The sequence below is a fragment of the Neobacillus drentensis genome, from assembly GCF_036962125.1.
Lineage (GTDB): Bacteria > Bacillota > Bacilli > Bacillales > Cytobacillaceae > Neobacillus > Neobacillus drentensis_B.
Map to the genome: position 1 here is coordinate 33160 of NZ_JBALOA010000010.1, position 17093 is coordinate 50252.

At 40.3% G+C, this 17093-nt stretch carries 20 protein-coding genes and 1 riboswitch; of the genes, 12 read left to right on the forward strand and 8 right to left on the reverse strand.

What is annotated here, in order from left to right:
- Positions 1-7 precede the first annotated feature (7 nt).
- Both V7121_RS09700 and V7121_RS09705 read left to right on the forward strand, forming a co-directional pair.
- Positions 8-664, forward strand: a complete 657-nt coding sequence (locus tag V7121_RS09700) for a 5-bromo-4-chloroindolyl phosphate hydrolysis family protein (RefSeq protein ID WP_335502579.1) — start codon at positions 8-10, stop codon at positions 662-664.
- Positions 661-1839 (forward strand): toxic anion resistance protein, encoded by a 1179-nt coding sequence (locus V7121_RS09705; protein ID WP_335502575.1) that lies wholly within the window; start codon positions 661-663, stop codon positions 1837-1839. The genes V7121_RS09700 and V7121_RS09705 overlap by 4 nt, the downstream gene beginning before the upstream one ends.
- A gap of 87 nt (positions 1840-1926) precedes the next feature.
- On the opposite strand, the gene V7121_RS09710 is transcribed toward V7121_RS09705, so the two are convergent.
- The gene (locus tag V7121_RS09710; RefSeq protein ID WP_335502572.1) at positions 1927-2670 is read right to left on the reverse strand and encodes a M15 family metallopeptidase; all 744 of its coding nucleotides are present in this window, start codon (positions 2668-2670) and stop codon (positions 1927-1929) included.
- Positions 2671-2890: 220 nt separating this feature from the next.
- Positions 2891-2976: riboswitch (cyclic di-GMP riboswitch) on the forward strand.
- A 48-nt stretch (positions 2977-3024) separates the two neighbouring features.
- On the opposite strand from V7121_RS09710, the gene V7121_RS09715 reads away from it, so the two are divergent.
- Both V7121_RS09715 and V7121_RS09720 read left to right on the forward strand, forming a co-directional pair.
- Entirely contained in the window at positions 3025-3189 is a 165-nt protein-coding gene (locus V7121_RS09715; protein ID WP_335502570.1) for a hypothetical protein, read from the forward strand.
- Between the two features lie 148 nt (positions 3190-3337).
- Positions 3338-3769 (forward strand): SRPBCC family protein, encoded by a 432-nt coding sequence (locus tag V7121_RS09720; RefSeq protein ID WP_335502567.1) that lies wholly within the window; start codon positions 3338-3340, stop codon positions 3767-3769.
- A 45-nt stretch (positions 3770-3814) separates the two neighbouring features.
- Here V7121_RS09720 and V7121_RS09725 read toward each other — a convergent pair whose 3' ends face one another.
- The gene (locus tag V7121_RS09725; RefSeq protein WP_335502564.1) at positions 3815-3982 is read right to left on the reverse strand and encodes an acyltransferase; all 168 of its coding nucleotides are present in this window, start codon (positions 3980-3982) and stop codon (positions 3815-3817) included.
- A 159-nt stretch (positions 3983-4141) separates the two neighbouring features.
- Here V7121_RS09725 and V7121_RS09730 point away from each other — a divergent pair, with 159 nt between their 5' ends.
- The 4 genes from V7121_RS09730 (at position 4142) to galE (ending at position 7953) form a co-directional block, all read left to right on the forward strand.
- On the forward strand, positions 4142-4282 hold the full coding sequence (locus tag V7121_RS09730; RefSeq protein WP_335502562.1) for a hypothetical protein: 141 nt from the start codon (positions 4142-4144) through the stop codon (positions 4280-4282).
- A gap of 526 nt (positions 4283-4808) precedes the next feature.
- Positions 4809-5624 carry a UTP--glucose-1-phosphate uridylyltransferase gene (locus tag V7121_RS09735; RefSeq protein ID WP_335502560.1) on the forward strand — a complete coding sequence of 272 codons (816 nt, stop codon included), beginning with the start codon at positions 4809-4811 and terminating at the stop codon, positions 5622-5624.
- A gap of 2 nt (positions 5625-5626) precedes the next feature.
- Positions 5627-6904, forward strand: a complete 1278-nt coding sequence (locus V7121_RS09740) for a UDP-glucose dehydrogenase family protein (RefSeq protein WP_335546475.1) — start codon at positions 5627-5629, stop codon at positions 6902-6904.
- Positions 6905-6963: 59 nt separating this feature from the next.
- Positions 6964-7953 (forward strand): UDP-glucose 4-epimerase GalE, encoded by a 990-nt coding sequence (gene galE / locus V7121_RS09745; protein ID WP_335502554.1) that lies wholly within the window; start codon positions 6964-6966, stop codon positions 7951-7953.
- A 29-nt stretch (positions 7954-7982) separates the two neighbouring features.
- Here the strand turns inward: galE and V7121_RS09750 are convergent, their stop codons facing one another.
- Positions 7983-9053, reverse strand: coding sequence for a glycosyltransferase family 61 protein (locus tag V7121_RS09750; protein ID WP_335502551.1), 1071 nt, complete (start codon positions 9051-9053; stop codon positions 7983-7985).
- Between the two features lie 114 nt (positions 9054-9167).
- Between V7121_RS09750 and V7121_RS09755 the strand changes: the two genes are divergently transcribed.
- A complete protein-coding gene (locus V7121_RS09755; RefSeq protein WP_335502547.1) occupies positions 9168-10250 on the forward strand; it encodes a glycosyltransferase family 61 protein in 1083 nt (360 codons plus the stop codon).
- Between the two features lie 37 nt (positions 10251-10287).
- On the opposite strand, the gene V7121_RS09760 is transcribed toward V7121_RS09755, so the two are convergent.
- The gene (locus V7121_RS09760; protein ID WP_335502545.1) at positions 10288-11043 is read right to left on the reverse strand and encodes a glycosyltransferase family 8 protein; all 756 of its coding nucleotides are present in this window, start codon (positions 11041-11043) and stop codon (positions 10288-10290) included.
- Positions 11044-11961, reverse strand: coding sequence for a glycosyltransferase family 2 protein (locus V7121_RS09765; protein WP_335546478.1), 918 nt, complete (start codon positions 11959-11961; stop codon positions 11044-11046).
- Positions 11962-12100: 139 nt separating this feature from the next.
- Here V7121_RS09765 and V7121_RS09770 point away from each other — a divergent pair, with 139 nt between their 5' ends.
- On the forward strand, positions 12101-13078 hold the full coding sequence (locus V7121_RS09770; RefSeq protein ID WP_335502539.1) for a glycosyltransferase family 2 protein: 978 nt from the start codon (positions 12101-12103) through the stop codon (positions 13076-13078).
- Between the two features lie 79 nt (positions 13079-13157).
- Here the strand turns inward: V7121_RS09770 and V7121_RS09775 are convergent, their stop codons facing one another.
- On the reverse strand, positions 13158-14135 hold the full coding sequence (locus V7121_RS09775) for a GDP-mannose 4,6-dehydratase (protein WP_335546480.1): 978 nt from the start codon (positions 14133-14135) through the stop codon (positions 13158-13160).
- A 79-nt stretch (positions 14136-14214) separates the two neighbouring features.
- Between V7121_RS09775 and V7121_RS09780 the strand changes: the two genes are divergently transcribed.
- Entirely contained in the window at positions 14215-14907 is a 693-nt protein-coding gene (locus V7121_RS09780; RefSeq protein ID WP_335502535.1) for a glycosyltransferase, read from the forward strand.
- 49 nt (positions 14908-14956) lie between these two features.
- On the opposite strand, the gene V7121_RS09785 is transcribed toward V7121_RS09780, so the two are convergent.
- Positions 14957-15229: a hypothetical protein gene (locus tag V7121_RS09785; protein WP_335502533.1), complete on the reverse strand. Its 273-nt coding sequence runs from the start codon at positions 15227-15229 to the stop codon at positions 14957-14959.
- A 197-nt stretch (positions 15230-15426) separates the two neighbouring features.
- On the opposite strand from V7121_RS09785, the gene V7121_RS09790 reads away from it, so the two are divergent.
- Complete coding sequence (locus V7121_RS09790; RefSeq protein ID WP_335502529.1) at positions 15427-16116, forward strand: YheC/YheD family protein; 690 nt, start codon at positions 15427-15429, stop codon at positions 16114-16116.
- A 41-nt stretch (positions 16117-16157) separates the two neighbouring features.
- Here V7121_RS09790 and V7121_RS09795 read toward each other — a convergent pair whose 3' ends face one another.
- Entirely contained in the window at positions 16158-16775 is a 618-nt protein-coding gene (locus V7121_RS09795; RefSeq protein WP_335502526.1) for a LysE family translocator, read from the reverse strand.
- Between the last annotated feature and the right edge of the window lie 318 nt (positions 16776-17093).

The following is a 17093-nucleotide window of genomic DNA, read 5'->3' on the forward strand; positions in this document are numbered from 1 at the left end:
ATTTATTATGAACCCGATTTTGTCGTTTCTTATCCGCTCATTTGTGGCTGTCCCGATAACTCTGTTAACGTGGCTCATCAGCTTTTTTCCTTTTGATCAAACTTTTTGGGTATCAACAGGAATTGCGATAACGGGAGGGATCCTTACCCATTTCATCCTAGCGATTGTGATGAACGCCCGCTTTTTAAATAAGCAACAGATATCGAGAAAAGAGTATCGATACATTAGGAAAAATCTTATAGAAGCCAAACAGAAAATTAATCGCTTGAATAAAAATCTGTTCAACGTACGTGACATATCTTCTGTAAAACAAAGAATTGACCTTCTAAGAATTACAAAAAAAATACACAAAATGACTACCAAGGAACCAAAACGATTTTACCAGGCAGAACAGTTTTATTTCTCTCATTTAGATTCAATTGTTGAATTAACTGAGAAATATAGTTTCCTATCCTCTCAGCCAAAAAAGAACACGGAAATGGGCCAATCACTTATTGAAACCCGCCATACACTTAATGAACTAACAAAGGTATTGGAAGAGGATTTATACAAAGTCATTTCCGATGACATCGATCACTTAAATTTTGAAATTGACGTCGCAAAGCATACCCTTAATAAGCAAAAGGACGCTAAATTCCCAGAAGAAAATAGGTGGCTAAAGTGAACGAAAACAACCCAATTCAACCCAACAAAACCAGTAATTTATTAGATGATATTCTGGCTGACCCGTTTGGGGATAAGCTGGAATTAACAAAAAAACCAGTACCACAAACAAGTGAGGCAAAACCAGTTAAATTAATTGATGTCATCCCTGAAGAACATCGCGCAAAAGCTTATCAGATTGCGGAGCAAATCGACCCGACCAACCATCAGTCGATGATTCAATATGGTACCCAAGCCCAAGGAAAATTGCTTTCCTTCTCCCACACGATGCTTGAGCATGTGCAGAAACAAGATGTGGGTGAAATCGGGCAGATTATTAGTGATTTAATGAAGCGATTAGATGAAGTGAATCCCGATGATTTGAAGGATGGGAAGCCATCCTTATTTGCTCGTATGTTTGGAAAAATTTCAAGCTCGGTTCAAGAAGTACTCTCCAAATATCAAAAAACAGGCGCACAAATTGACCGAATCAGTGTAAAACTTGACCGCAGCAAAAATATTCTGATGTCCGATATTAAATTACTCGAACAGTTGTATGAGACCAATAAAGAATATTTCCATGCCCTGAATGTCTATATTGCCGCTGGGGAGATTAAACTGGAAGAAATGCAGGAAAAGACGATTCCACAGCTGAAAAAAGCAGCGGAGCAGACCAATGATCAAATGAAATTTCAAGAAGTTAACGATATGATCCAATTTGCGGACCGGTTAGACAAGCGTCTCCATGATTTGAAATTAAGCCGGGAAATTACCATTCAAAGTGCTCCGCAGATTCGGTTAATTCAAAATACGAACCAAGCGCTTGTGGAAAAAATCCAATCCTCGATTATGACAGCCATTCCATTATGGAAAAATCAAGTTGCGATTGCGTTAACGTTAATTCGCCAGCGTCATGCGGTCGAGGCGCAAAAGCAGGTGTCGAAAACAACCAATGAACTTCTTTTGAAAAATGCCGAAATGCTAAAAACCAATACGATCGAGACAGCGAAAGAAAATGAACGTGGTATCGTTGATATTGAAACCTTAAAGAAAACTCAGGAAAGCCTAATCACTACACTCGAAGAGACGATGCGAATCCAAGAAGAAGGCCGGCACAAGCGCCGTCAGGCCGAACAAGAACTTGCTTCGATGGAAAATGACCTTCGGTTAAAGCTATTAGAAATCAAAGGTAAATAACTAAAAAAGGCCCTCGTTGCAACTTAGTTGCAATGAGGGCCTTTTTTTGCAGAATGGTGAACTCTCCATGGGTGCCAGGTACCAAGTTTAGTTATTCACAACGGTTGCATCTACGTATTCTTCAAGGGTGATGCCGCGATCCATAATTTCTTTGGCGATTGTTTTCCCAACGTAACGAAGATGCCAGGGTTCGTATTGGTAGCCAGTGATTGCGTCCTTGCCTTTAGGATAGCGGATAATAAAGCCATACTCGGCGGCATGATTTTGAAGCCAGACCGCCTCTTTGGTTCCCTCAAAACAGTCCTCGGCCGCACATTTGCCATCCCCACCCGTCACATCAATGGCAAGACCGGTTTCATGTTCGCTTGTTCCAGGCACCGCACTATAGGTTATCGCCTCCTCATATCCATCTTGTTTAACGTAGTAATTAAACAAAGCCGTTTGAGAAGCATGGGACCGGTAGGCAGACACTCCTAACAAATTCACTCCTTGTTGTTTCGCACCAGCAAATAATCTCTCGATCGCTGCTCCTGCTTCAGAGCGCATTTGCCGCTTTTCCATTTTCTGTTGAAACGTAAATGGGATATCAGGATAAATTAAATCTCTTGGCTGATAATTGTTTGGCAGTCTATTGCTCTTATTAACAAGAACAGGAATCACTTCCTGGCTGGAAGCTTGAACGCTAGCATCTTGCTGCCGTTTCTCCTCACTAGATGATGGACTCCGGAATGAACTCTCTTCGTCCTGAAAGAAATGAAATTTCCCTGCGCAGCCTGTTATGGAGAGCGCCAGCACAATCAGAAACAAAAAGGCGAGACGTATTTTTAACATAAGTAACTTCCTTTTCTTAAAATTCACTTCATTATCATCATGGACAGCAATCAACACTTTAAAACGCCTTTTTATGCTTCTGTCCATTCTGATGAATCAGCGCTGGTGAATCTTAAGATGTATCAGCTACTCTATCTATTTTGTAAAAATTACTAGATTGGGTCCAATGACCCTTTTATTTTATAAATCAGTTGCTTATATTTTTTATAAACACATAAATCGTACGAAACGGCAAAGCCATTGAAAAGTGGTGACGCAAAACTACAGGGGCTAAGGTTTTAAGAACGATGCTTGCCAGTTACCGAACACGATAACTCCTGCGATTTATGTAGATGAATATGAGGAGGTTTTTTTGTGTTAAAAATGTTGATGAAGGTTAAATATTACTATCACTTAATTCAGCACCGCCACAATGAACTACTGAAGCGTGATTGTCTGGATAAAGAATTAAGAGCAAAGCTAATAGTAAAAGCAAGTTATCATAATAGTAAAGCACTTGAATTTGCGTTAAAAATGTAAGTAAACCATTTATGTAACAAAAGCCAGTATTGGTGATCAATACTGGCTTTTTTTACATTTAGAATCTTATAAGTAATAGGTATAAAAAAATTCAATTAGCCAACCATTACATATAGTAATCCTATGGAAAGAAAGAGGATGATGGAGAATGTTTAATCAAACGGTATTTAAAATCTTGAAGCCCGCTAATGAAGTGTTTGAAGCCTTCGTTGCCCCTGAGAAAATCAAGAATTTCTGGTTCACATCTAGTGCCCGATGGGAGCAGGGCCAGACGGTTGGACTGAGATATGAGGAATACAATGCCGATGTCAGCATTGAAGTGCTCGAAATCGAGCCAAATAAGAAAATTATTTTTAGGTGGGGGACGGATGGAGAAGGAAATCGGGTCACTATCTCACTTAAAGAATTGGACCAGGCGAGTACTATTATTGAAATTACTGAAGAAGGATTTAAAGAAGATGATGATGAATTAATTAGGAATCTCATCGATAATAAAGAAGGCTGGGTATATATGTTGACCTGTTTAAAGGGATATTTGGAGTTTGATGTCAATCAGCTTAAGGGAGCGATTGTTAAATAACAAAGAAATTGAGCTTGGACAAAACCAAGCTCAATTCTGATTAGATTATTCAAACCGTTGGACAAAATTGCAGTGTGAACAGGCTCGTCCTATTAGTTTCCTGGCAACTGGACTTTCATAATAAATTTCCTCAAACCCACAGATGGAGCAATCGATAACATGGAAAATTTGTCGTTCCCCCAATACGGCATCTAACAAGCATTCGAAATACATGCAATTGCCCTCCCATCGATCGTTTCTTTTAAGATAGCAAATAATAGAGTGGATAAAAGCAGAATACTGTCAGGTGACAGTGAAATGTTTTCGACAGAATTCTCATCGAAATATTTTTCTGTTCGGGAGGGTACCCTAGTATAAAAAGGGGGGATAAACATGAAACAGGAAGATGAAAAAATTAGTGATGGGTTAAATGAACTTTTTGAGATTATTAATGCTAAAGGCGATACGGGTGAGCTAAAGGAAATTCTTGAACGGTATGATCAAGCGAATCCAGAGGATGGTTCCAATAAGTAATATGAAAGGCCTAGAGATCCTGCTAGGTCTTTTGTATTGTAAAATGTGGATAAATCTAATGGTTAATGTGGATATATTAACTTGAATTGTGGGTAAGCTTGTTGATTTTGTGGATAAAATTGTGGGTTTTGTGGATAAACCCATATAGTAGTCATTATTTTAGAAAGAGTCAAAATATTATCCACATTATTTGTGTACAAATAGTAGAAATCTGTTGATATCCTTCGCTTTCATGTGGATATAAACGTAGTATATGTTGATAACTCTGTTAATATCCTCGAAAATGTCCCATCAGTACGTGCCTCTCGATTTCCAAAATAAATAACATCCTCTGGTGAACGAACCAAACCACTATTTATCTAATGACATCACCTTAAACCGATTTCGAAAAAAATCCTCTCAAACTCCAAAACTCCTCCTTCGAATCAAGCACATCCATCCCCTTTAGCGCCCATTTCTGTTGAACACCCTTCCCCTTCGTCCCTTTTCGAATATTCTATTACTAATTCGCAAGGAGGGAAGAGACATGGTAAGAAAAGCAATCATTCCTGCAGCGGGGTATGGAACAAGAACCTTGCCAATCACGAAAGTTTTGCCAAAAGAGATGCTGCCAATCTGCGGAAGGCCAGCCCTTGATTTTATCGTCGAAGAAGCCATCAATTCAGGAATTGAACAAATATTAATTATCGTTTCAAGATCAAAAAATATGATCCTTGATTATTACGATCGCTCGGTGGAGTTGGAGACATACTTAGAGGAAAAAGATAAGACCCACCTTTTAAAAGAAATTTCTCTTCCTAATGTGCATTTTCAGTATGTTCGCCAATCCTATGCACGTGGATTAGGGGATGCGATCCTCCTCGGTAAGCATTTTGTTGGCAATGAGCCGTTTGCAGTCCTGCTCCCAGATGAAATTATTCTTCCCAACGAAAAAGAACCGTTACAGCAGTTAATCGATATGTACACTGAATATCAAGGAAATATTATTGGAGTAAAAAAACTAGATCCAGCGGAGTTAAGAAATTATGGAGTCATCCAGCCAGAATCATTAAAAAACAAGGAATATAAGATCGTTGACATCGTTGAAAAACCGCAAGAATCACCACCATCTGACTTAGCCGTGATTGGCAGATATATTTTTGATCCAGCCATTTTCACATATCTAGAAAACGTAAAACCAGATGTAGGTGGAGAAATTCAATTAACCGACGCCATCCGAGCAATGGCAAAAGATTATACAAGCTATGGGTTGGAGATAGAAGGCAAGTGCTTTGATATTGCTAAAACGTCTGAATATGTGGAGCTCATTAATTATATTTGTGGACCAAGGGGGAAAAAATAGTCGTGAACATCTTGATTGTCGGTACAGGTTATGTGGGAACCACTACAGGGCTTATTTTTTGCGAACTGGGTCACAAGGTAACCGGCCTTGATCTTGATTTGCAAAAGATCCAAGCGTTGCAAGCTGGAAAACTACATTTCTATGAACCTGGCCTTGAAGACCTTTTAAAGAAGCATACCGATGCCAAAAATATAAATTTTACCAATCAAACGGAAAACGCCATAAAAGCGAATGATGTAATATTCATTTGCGTCGGGACCCCGCAGGGAACCGACGGCAATGCAGACCTTTCCTTTGTAAAAAATGTCGCCCAATCAATCGGTCAACATATGAATCAATACAAGGTCATCGTAACAAAAAGTACGGTGCCAGTCGGGACGGCCGCATTAGTGACAAGCGTCATCGCAGAAAATCAATCCACCCCGATTCCATTTGATGTAGTTTCCAATCCCGAATTCCTGCGCGAGGGTTCCGCCCTTCAAGATGCGCTCCATCCTGACCGGATCGTCATCGGCACTACGAGTGAAACCGCCAAAGCAATCATGAGAGAATTATATAAAGACTTCTCCTGTCCAGTCGTCGAAACTCATCCCACCGCCTCGGAAATGATTAAGTACGCCGCCAATTCCTTCCTCGCCTTAAAAATTTCCTATATAAATGAATTAGCACGGGTATGTGACAAACTTTCTATCAATGTCAACGACGTTTCGAACGGAATCGGGCTCGACCACCGTATCAATCCTCATTTTTTAAAAGCGGGTATGGGCTACGGCGGATCCTGCTTTCCGAAGGACGTCAATGCGCTAATCTACACAGCCCAACAACAAGGAACCCCGTTATCGATTCTCGAAGCGGTCGTAAACGTGAATGCGGAGCAGCCTATTTATTTTATTGAAAAAATAAAGCAGGCACTCGGTGGGGAGCTGAAGAATAAAACGATTGCCGTGCTCGGCTTGTCCTTTAAAGCAAATACGGATGATACGAGGGAGTCGCCTAGTTTTACTTTGATTGAGCGCTTATTAGCAGAGAAAGCAATTGTTAAAACCCACGACCCAATGGTAAAAAGTGGTGTTCCTCACCAAATGTTGACGATTGAAGAAACGGTAACAGGTGCCGATGCGCTCGTTCTTGCCACAGACTGGAAGGAGTATAAGAAGCTCCATTGGGAGAGTGTAAAGCCGCTCATGAAGCAGCCGGTTATTTTTGACGGAAGAAATATGCTTGATAAGGACCAAGTTCAGAAACTAGGATTCTACTACTTTGGAATTTCAAATCACTAAAAAGAGCATTGCCGCATGCTCTTTTTGCTGTGACTTAAAACGAAAGGAAGTGATTCGCCGTGATATTAGTAACAGGCGGGGCAGGGTATATCGGCAGCCATGTTGTCAGGGACCTTGCAGACCGTGGTTATTCTGTTGTGGTATTAGATAATCTATCGACTGGGCATATAGAAGCTGTCGATAAAAGGGCGATATTTATCAAGGGAGACGCAGGAGACCCGCGTGTACTTGACCGTCTATTTACGATGTATTCCGTAAAGGCGGTCATGCACTTCGCCGCCAGCTGTCTGGTGGGTGAATCGGTCACCCAGCCGCTCAAATACTATCAAAATAATGTGGCGGCCACCGTCTGCTTACTGCAAAAAATGGTTGATCACCATATTAAAAATTTCATCTTCTCTTCAACCTGTGCCACCTATGGGGTACCGGATCAACCAATCATCCATGAAAACCTGCCGACCAATCCGATTAACCCATATGGTAATTCAAAACTAATGGTAGAAACGATCGTAAAAAATGTCTCACAGACGCACGATTTTAATTATATTGCCCTCCGTTACTTTAATGTGGCGGGAGCTCATCCATCTGCTGAAATCGGCGAGGATCACAATCCGGAGACGCACTTAATTCCCAACATTTTAAGGCATTTGCAAGGGAAGACGCCTTATATAGAAATTTTCGGAGATGATTATGAGACCCCAGACGGCACGTGCATCCGCGATTATATTCATGTTACCGATTTGTCCCACGGTCATATTCTCGCATTAGAATTTTTATTGCAGCAGCAAGATCCAAAGACGGCGGAAATCTTTAATTTAGGAAATGAACAAGGCGTTTCCGTCTTAGAAATGATTTATCTTTGTGAGCAGGTAACCGGTGCAAAAGCCAATGTGAAAATTCAACCGCGGCGGAAGGGCGACCCGCCGAAGTTAGTAGCTTCCTCGCAAAAAATTCAAAACGCCTTAGGCTGGTCGCCAAGATATGATATCAAAGCAATGATAGAATCGGCTTGGAAATGGCATCAGCAGCATCCTAATGGTTATAGATAAATAACGATCCACTGTGAATTAGTGAATCGTTATGAAAGTCTCATATTTCTTATGAAAGCAGCAAACTTGCGGGGGTGAATGGTGATGTTATCTAATCCTGTCCAGCCCTGATTTCCTTGTGCTCGATTGCTTCCAGCAAAATCGCCAATAAAATAATGATGTTTCAAGTTTCCAAAAGAACTAATAGCCCAATAAAGGGGAGTAATATAGGTTGGAGAGAAAATTTCAATCACTATTGTTCCTGGCTGGCAAAAAGTTAAATTAGCAAAGCCTGCACCATGTGCACCAACGATGATTTCAGCAGACGAGAATAGCCGCGCTTGTTCGTTAACGGAAAGGGTCTCAAGCTCAACCATAATAAAACCCAAGGGTCGTAAAATCTCCCATAACTCAGACTCATTGGTAATGATTCGCGACCATTTTCTTCGAATATAAATCCGCTTTCTTTCAGTTGAATCTTCCGTTAAGAACGTCCTTCTCAAAAAATTATACCCCCACTTGGTCGCAAACGAAGGCTGGGAAGCTACCACTAATTGGTCAGCCTGAAGATGGAATCCTTCGAAAGTGTGAATTAATTGATGCTCCGCGATCCCAAGTTGGTTTAGTGTCTCCGCTTGAAAAGGTAAACTTACGGGTTCAGGTTTGACGATATAGTGTTCGACATCGATGCCGCTCTCCTGCAGTAAATGTATACGGGGTAATACCTCATACATCCAGTGATAATAATTTCTTCCCTCCGCATGTGTGAGGTCAGCTACTTGATGATACTTTTGTGAAATGGGTGCTAAGGTGTTTTCTTTAAAAATCGAATGATTGGAGCGTGGATGAACATATTCTAAGGAAGCATCCCAGATCAAGTAATTATCGGGGGTTATGACCGCACCGTTTTGCCCCCATACACGTCCGCCTGGAATCACTCCGACGGTGCCGCCGACCAATATAGAGGGGTAACGAGTGGGAGGTCGATGTCTTTGCCGTGAAAAAGAAGAAGCTGGATAGATTTCCTTTAGGACTGCTCCTTTAGAAACCGCTTGGTCGTTTGCCTCGAACCATTCCTTTACGGTGTCATAGATCCCTTGAGGTGGCTGTAAGTTCCTCAAAAAAATCGCCTCCTAATTTTTCGCGAAGTTTATGTAGATACATTCTATACTACTATTCTTGATGAAAGGTTTATGTTACCTAAGTTTGTTATGTTCTTTGAAAGGAGTGTTAATTTGGAACATTTTCTTCCGCCGATAGAAATCTTTCAATCTATAAAAGAATGGGGTGCGGCACAGGATCCATCCACGTTAACCATGAAAGAAATTTACCCTAAAACCCCTGTCTCAACCAGTCTGCCACGTCCCCCCTGTCCTCCTTCCTGGTATCCAAATGAATTTGCAGGAGGAGAGGTCGCGGTTGTTCCTAACGGACGCGTCTGGGGGATGAATGGTGCAATCATTACCCCTGATAACCATCTCTTATGGGATGTATCATTTGAGGGGGTACATATCACCCCTGAAACTCATTCGATTTTTCAAGAGAAGGCATTGCCTGAAGTGACTCAGGTCAAACATGCTGCGGATCTAACACATGTTTATAGCCGGAATTACTACCATTGGATGTATGAGGTTATACCGAGGATTGATTTGTTCTTGAAGAGTGGTCTGCCAATCGAACGGTTTATTGTAAATGCCGGAGATGAACAGCCATTCCAACAGGAAACCTTTCGGCATTTTGGACTGACAGATGATCGAATAATTAAGACGCACAGCGAGTTCCATCTTCAAGCTGAGCAGTTGGCTGTTGCTACTCAACCGGCATTCCCAACAAAATGGGGACATAATGTTCTCCGTTCGGTATTTTTAAAAAATACACCTTCAGCCCCTAAAAAAAGAATCTTCATTACCAGAAGATGGTCGAGGAGAATCGCGAATGAAAAGCAAGTGATGAAGTTGCTCAATACCTATGGATTTATTCTAGTTGATTTGGAATTCCTGTCGGTCGCTGAGCAGGTACAGCTATTTTCTTCGGCAGAGGTCGTTATTGCGGCCCATGGGGCGGGCTTAACCAATTTAACCTTTTGTGAGCCTGGGACGAAGGTTTTTGAGATTTTTAGCCCAACCTATATTATCCCCCATTATTGGGCAATCAGTGCCATAGGCGATTTGGATTATGATTACATTATCGGTCAAGTAGGCAGCCATGGGTCTCAAAATCCAAATCGATGGAAAGGGGAAGATCCGATTTATCTCAACATTTCAAGATTTAAGGCTTTTTTAAAAAAGTTGCGCATCCAAGGTCGAAGTGAAACATAGAAAAATCCCGTCTACGATTATTGACGGGATTTTCTATTTACCATTCAAGTCGATTCCGATAGTAATCATATTCTTCTTTCAGAAGGGTCTCGCCGTTCCAGGGCTTTATATCAGTATTGAAATGTATAATGACTGGGTTAATGTCCAAATGTCCCATTCGAAATACTTGATAATTCCACTTATAATCGAGGGGAAACCATTTATTATAAAGAACGGCATTAAGGGCGTCCTGGTCCCACCACATGATTTTTCCGGGGTACTTATTAATAAATAGCAGAACCTTGCTCGAAATGTTATATTTCCTCCACTTTTTAAGATTCATTAACAGGACGCCAGAATTAAAGTATTTATAGCCGCGCGGCAGTTTGATGCCAGCAAACTCAACCGGGTCCTCGACAGCCCCCAAGAAATGCTTATCCAATTGTTCACTCTCCCATAAAGCACGGAGGTCTCCTTTAATAATTAAGTCACTATCAAGATAGATGACCTTTTTAATACTTCTGTCTAAGAGATCGGGTATAGAGATACGATAAAAGGCTTCGCGGCTGACATGCCCCCAAACCTTAGCGTGTTTATAGATACTTGGGTCAACCGTTAGATAGGTAGGAGAGGTGTTGTATGTTTGGAGAAGGCAGTTAATTTTTGATTTATTTTCGAGCGATAAATTTCCATCGATGATATAGATTTGATAATTTGTTTCAGGGAGTTTATTTTCGAATAAAGAAAATAGCATTGTGGCTAAATGAACAGCGTAATGATCATTACTTAGTGCCACTATCGATATCGGTTCCATTTATAATTCACCACGCCTTCGTTTATCCAACTCACGATAGTTGTTTGCTAGAGATTCACAATAGTTTAATAGGTTCCTTAAGGCATTGACTTCATGGGCGGTGGTGTATTTTAGTTCTAATGAATGGCAAAAGGTTGTGTCCATTGGAATATACGTTTCATTATGCTCTAGAATCGCATCTACACTAATAGAAAAGTTATTATTTTTAAGTTCATCAAAAAGGGTGCGCCAGTGGTAATTGTGGCCTTCACTATAATTATGAGAAGCGAGAGTATTCATCCAGCCTACTGTTATTTTTGATTTGAGGTGTTCGATTGACCGATAGGGATAGTGCTTTAATTTTAAGTGCGGGGAAATTTGCACTCGGACATTCCTTTTATCGAATAATAAATCATGGTTCCCACCAGAAATCGAGGGGGAGTATGTTTTCCAAATTTTTTTGGAAACGACTACCTTCGGCCAATAATCCTTTATCGGACTTGCATAAGTGATTCTTTTTGGAATAAACAATTCATTCTCATTTAGGTGGATGGGGAAATAAGTAAGGTCTCTTTCGAGGTAATATACCTTGCTTGTAGATAATTTGTTCACTAATTTTCGTGGATTTCCAGGATAATTTGGAGCGGTTAAAAACTCATCCACGTCTAATGGAAAAATAAAATCAGGGTCGAACCGTTCAAAGGTATAGTTAATTAACTCAGTAGTTTTTTCTCCCTGAACGTACTCCAGGGTATTGTCATGTTTCAAAAAAATAGGCAGTCCTTCTGATTGTATATGAGTGAGAATTTCAAGCGTACGATCAGTGCTCCCATTATCTAAGAGGACAATCCCGTCAAATATATTGAGATGGTATCGTACATAGGACTCAATAATATCCGCTTCATTTTTTATCATGCCGACACAAAAGACCTTTCTCATATTAATCTCCTTTATCCAACATTCATAGCATCGTCCCTTTAGTTTATTCATGCTATTTTCTTTTTGTGTAGACGATTCCATCTCTTTTTACTGTGCATATGATAAATCAAATTGTTTATCAGGAGTGTTGTATTTAGCTATGGAAATATCTGTGGTTACGGCGGTCTACAACGGAGAAGCGTATCTTGTGGAAGCGATAGAAAGTATTTTACATCAGAGCTTACCCGATTTTGAATATATTATCGTGAATGATGGTTCTGCTGATCTAACAAAGGAGATACTTGATCGGATATCGGATTCACGGGTGAAGGTGATTCACCTAGGCAAGAATGTCGGGGCAGCCACTGCCTTAAACATGGGGATTAATCAAGCAAAGGGCAATTGGATTGCCATCCAAGATGCTGATGATCTTAGCCATAGGCAGCGATTAGAAAAACAATTAGCTTATGTGAAAGCAGACACCAGGCTTGCAGCAACAGGGTCACTCATTCGCTGTATTCCTGGAAAGGATTTAGTTGATCAAAGTTTGCTTGAATGGGAAGAACTCTTTTTTAATAATAAAGGATCCTTCAGAACGGAGCAATTTTACAGTACACCACTTTGCCATGGGACCGGCTTTTTCTCCAAACAGGCTTATGAAAAAATTGGCGGATATGACCCCACCTTTAAAATTGCCTATGATTACGATCTTTGGACGAGAATGTTTGAAGAAGGAGAAATTGCTAGGGTTCCTGAAGTCCTATACAGCTATCGCATCCATGGAAATTCACTTGCCCATAGTAATAAAGTCGAGACAACCAATGAAATTTTGCTCAGTACCTTTAAACAGATCGCAACGTTGAGATTTTTCCATTTAAAGAGGAAACCAAAGCTATTACTCCTAGGAACGAACAACCACGTTGACTTTTACCAGGAGAATTTAGCAGCAAAGAATCATTATGTATCGATGGAATTTCTTGGCCCTAAAGAGGTTAGAAAGGCGGTTTCTCTTTTCTTGTCTAATGAAATTGATGGTGTAATCCTAGTTTCCACTCCACAGCTTGGCGAGCAGTTACGTTTTTTTAGAAAAAGAGGATTGGAATTTGGGAAGAATTTATTTAAGATTTGGATGCCGTAAACAATAAGGAATAAAGATTGCAAGCCATACTTGCACTCTCTTTTGGAAGGAGAGTTCGAGTATGGCTTGGCCTACTGTACTATTGAGTTTCACTTGAGCCATCGATCCTTAACTTGTTTCGATATTGATTGATTGTTTTCTCCAGTCCTTCATTCAGGGTTACAAATGGTTCCCATCCTAATAATTCCTTCGCTTTATCGATTAGAGGCCGACGCACTTTCGGGTCATCTTTAGGCAGGGGATGAAACGTGATGTTACTTTCTGATTTGGCTAATCCCTTTACCAAATGTGCTAAATCAATAATTGGATATTCGACGGGGTTGCCAATATTGATAATCTCACCATTGGCCTCCTCTTTTTCCATTAATAGCTTTAGTCCGTTGATTGTATCGGTCACATAGCAAAACGACCGTGTTTGCGTGCCATCTCCATAAACTGTAATGTCTTCGCCATTTAATGCTTGAGTGACAAAGTTAGAAATGACTCGACCATCATCGTTCGCCAGTCCAGCTGAGTAGGTGTTGAAAATCCGAGCTACCTTTACTTTTGTTTGATATTCGGTGAAATATAAGTAGCAAAGGACCTCGCCTAAACGCTTGGCTTCATCGTAACAGGCACGAGGACCCCATGTATTGACATTACCTCGGTAGGTTTCTGGTTGCGGATGTACTTCAGGGTCACCATAGGCTTCACTTGTGCTGGTATACACCATTTTCGCTTGATTCCTTTTTGCAAGCTCCAGCATATTTTTTGTGCCGATGGTATTGACATTAATCGTCTCAAAGGGGTTGGCTTGATAGTATTTTGGAGAGGCGGCCGAGGCGAGATGGTAAATTTCCTGAACATATCTTAGGTCTGGGTCGGTTAGTAACTTTTTCGAGCAAGCATCCATTTCTTTAAAAATGAACTGGTCTTCGGGGAGGTTCTTTATGTTAGTAATCTTTCCTGATAATAAATTATCTACCCCAACGACCACGCATCCAGCGGCCAATAAATCTTTTGCCAGGTGGGACCCAAGGAAACCTGCCACTCCTGTAATTAACACTTTCTTATCCATGATTCACCTCTATTTTTTCAGTTTCTTACATACTATGAAATACACAGAGTTTGGTCTGGGTAGGAAGGGGGCAGTCCAAATGATTTCCGTTGTTGCCTGTACGAATCGCCTAGCATTTGTACCCAAGATGATTGAGAACTTTCAGCGACAAACGTTAAAAGAAAAAGAGTTGATTATTATCATTAATTCTTCAGTGCTGGAGGTGGATTTGGCGGGATACCTGGTTCTTCAGTTTCCTGAAGAGGTAAGTTTGGGTGCATGCTTAAACAAAGGGGTGCAGCTGGCGAAATATGAATTTGTTACAAAAATGGATGATGATGACTATTACGGTCCCGATTATCTGAACGAGGTATATCAGGCCTTTGTGGAAAAAAAGGCAGACGTGGTAGGAAAGAGCAGTTTTTATATGTACTTCCAAAAAGGAAATGAATTACGTTTGTATAATCCGAATCATGAAAATCGATGGATTATCAATCATGGTCCGTACAAAAGTTCAGATTTTTTAAGTGGGGCTACGCTCGCCTTCAAGAAAAGCATCCTTGATAAAATTAGTTTTCCGGATGTGAACGTTGGGGAGGATAGTGGTTTTCAGCGCCTTTGTTATGAAAATAGGCTAAAAATGTTTTCTTTAACGAAGGATCATTATGCCTATATACGGTATCAAGATCCACAGCACCATCATTCAGATGCGGAGGACTCGCTGTTAAGAAGGCGAAGTCGTTTCATCGTCCATACTTCTTCCCTTCAAAGATACGTCCATTCCAAAAAATAAGGCAGTGATGTTATCCGCTGCCTTACTTCGGTTAAGGATTATTACTCCCTCATCCGCTGAGTAAATCGACGGAAAAGCTCTCGATATCTTTACAGCGAATCACAGTCAAGCGCTCGCTTAACAAAGGTGACATTGTAACTGGCTCGATGATTTTCACACAGCAATCACTTGTTACTTTAATTAACTCCCCAGTAAAGAAATCACCAGATTTCGTCCGAATCGTTACCTCGCTATGCTTGAACTTCTTTAATATCCGGCATAAACAATCTTTCTTGCAGGAACATTTTTTGTTGCAATCGCTTTTGTCCTTACGGCACCCCATTTATACCCCTCCTTTTAAAGGATTCTCAAGTTAATATATTCAATTGAAAAATAAAGGTTAGGGCTTATCCCGTTATTTTCTCGCCTATTTATGAAGGAATAGAAAACGTGCCAGTGACATCTATCCATACATATTGACAGGCTGTGAATAGGATAGGGTATAAACAGCAGGTCTCTGGACGAAAGGGTGGGCTTGGCATGAGTTATTCATACGGAAAATGGACAAAGTATCAGATTATGAAGGACAATCCTATACTTGTCGGGTACTTGCCAAAAACGGTTATTTTATCTCGCGGAAATTTTTGGGAGCTTATAGAGGAAAATGAAGCAGTTGTGATAAAACCTAGCGGAGGATCGCAGGGCTATGGTGTAGTACAGATTACAAAGATTGGTGAAGACAGCTATGAAATACATAGCGATAGAAATAAGATGATTTGCGGAAAAAATGGTATCGAGGAATTTCTGGATAAAGAGAAATATGGCCGAAAACTGTATCTCGTCCAACAGAAGATTCCATTAGCTACAATAGAGCAATGCCCATTTGATATACGGGTAATGGTGGAAAAAGAAGTAGATTCCATTGAATGGAAGGTAACGGGGAAACTTGCAAAAGTAGCGAAAAATGGCTATTTTATCACCAATATTGCCAAAGCAATTCTTACCCTAGAGCAAGCACTTGAAGACTCCAGCATCAAGGATATCGATATCCAATTATTAAACACAGAAATCGATAATATTGCTCTCTTAACAGCATACGAACTAGGTGAATACTACCAAAGTTCCCGCATAATCGGCCTAGACATTGGTCTAACAAACAATGGCGACTTCTACATCATCGAAGCAAACCTTAAACCAAGCCGAGGGATGTTCAAAAAACTTAAGCAATAAAGAAAAGCGATACATCGATGGTATCGCTTTTAATATGCATTTTATTTTTGATTTTGAAGTACGAGCTGCAGGCCAAGGCCAATATAGATTGAGCCGACAACCTTCCCTTGCCAGCGGGCAAGCTTGCTATTTTTGTTTGAGAAAAGTCTTTCGCCAATGGAGCTGGTTAGGAATGCAAGCAGGGTGGTATACAAGATGCTCATTAACACAAACGTGAGCCCAAGAGTAAGTAACTGAATAACGACGGGAGTCCCATTGTTGTGAACAAACTGCGGTAAGAAAGCTAAGAAGAAAAGAGCTGTTTTGGGATTAAGTAATTCAATTAATAAGGCTTGACGAAACGAAGTGACAGAAGAGCTCTTTCTCACGACGGGCTGCTCTTGTTTTTTGGACTTTTGAAGGATTGTCTTAATCCCTAAAAAGATCAAATATGCTGCACCTAAATATTTTACGATTTCAAAGGCGAGTGCTGATGTCATGAGAATGGCAGAAAGACCAAGCACAGCAGCGATTGTATGAATCAAGTCACCTACAGCGATCCCGATGCCAGTGATGATGCCAGTTTTCCTCCCGCCTTGAGCGGTTTGAGAAATGGTGAGTAAAACAGCTGGACCTGGAATTAGAAATAATACGATCACTACTAATATAAAAGAAAGCAATTTTCTGCACCCCTTTAAATGGTTAAAGTTTATCTCATTCTAGCATTATATAATAATTAATATCCATAAAAAGTAAGTTTTATTATATAAAGATTTTTGTTGCCTTATTCTATGTCAGGTGTTAAGATATAAAAGTTGTCAGCGAGACACACAATATTAAAAAGTAATTGTTGACTTCGTTAGTTAGAAATGTTAAACTTTGAAAGTTGTCGTTAAAACTATTAATCTTTTGAAATAAAAAATTAAATAGTTGTTGACTCCGCTTTTGGAAAGTGATATGATATAAAAGTTGTCTTATCAAATTGTTCTTTGAAAACT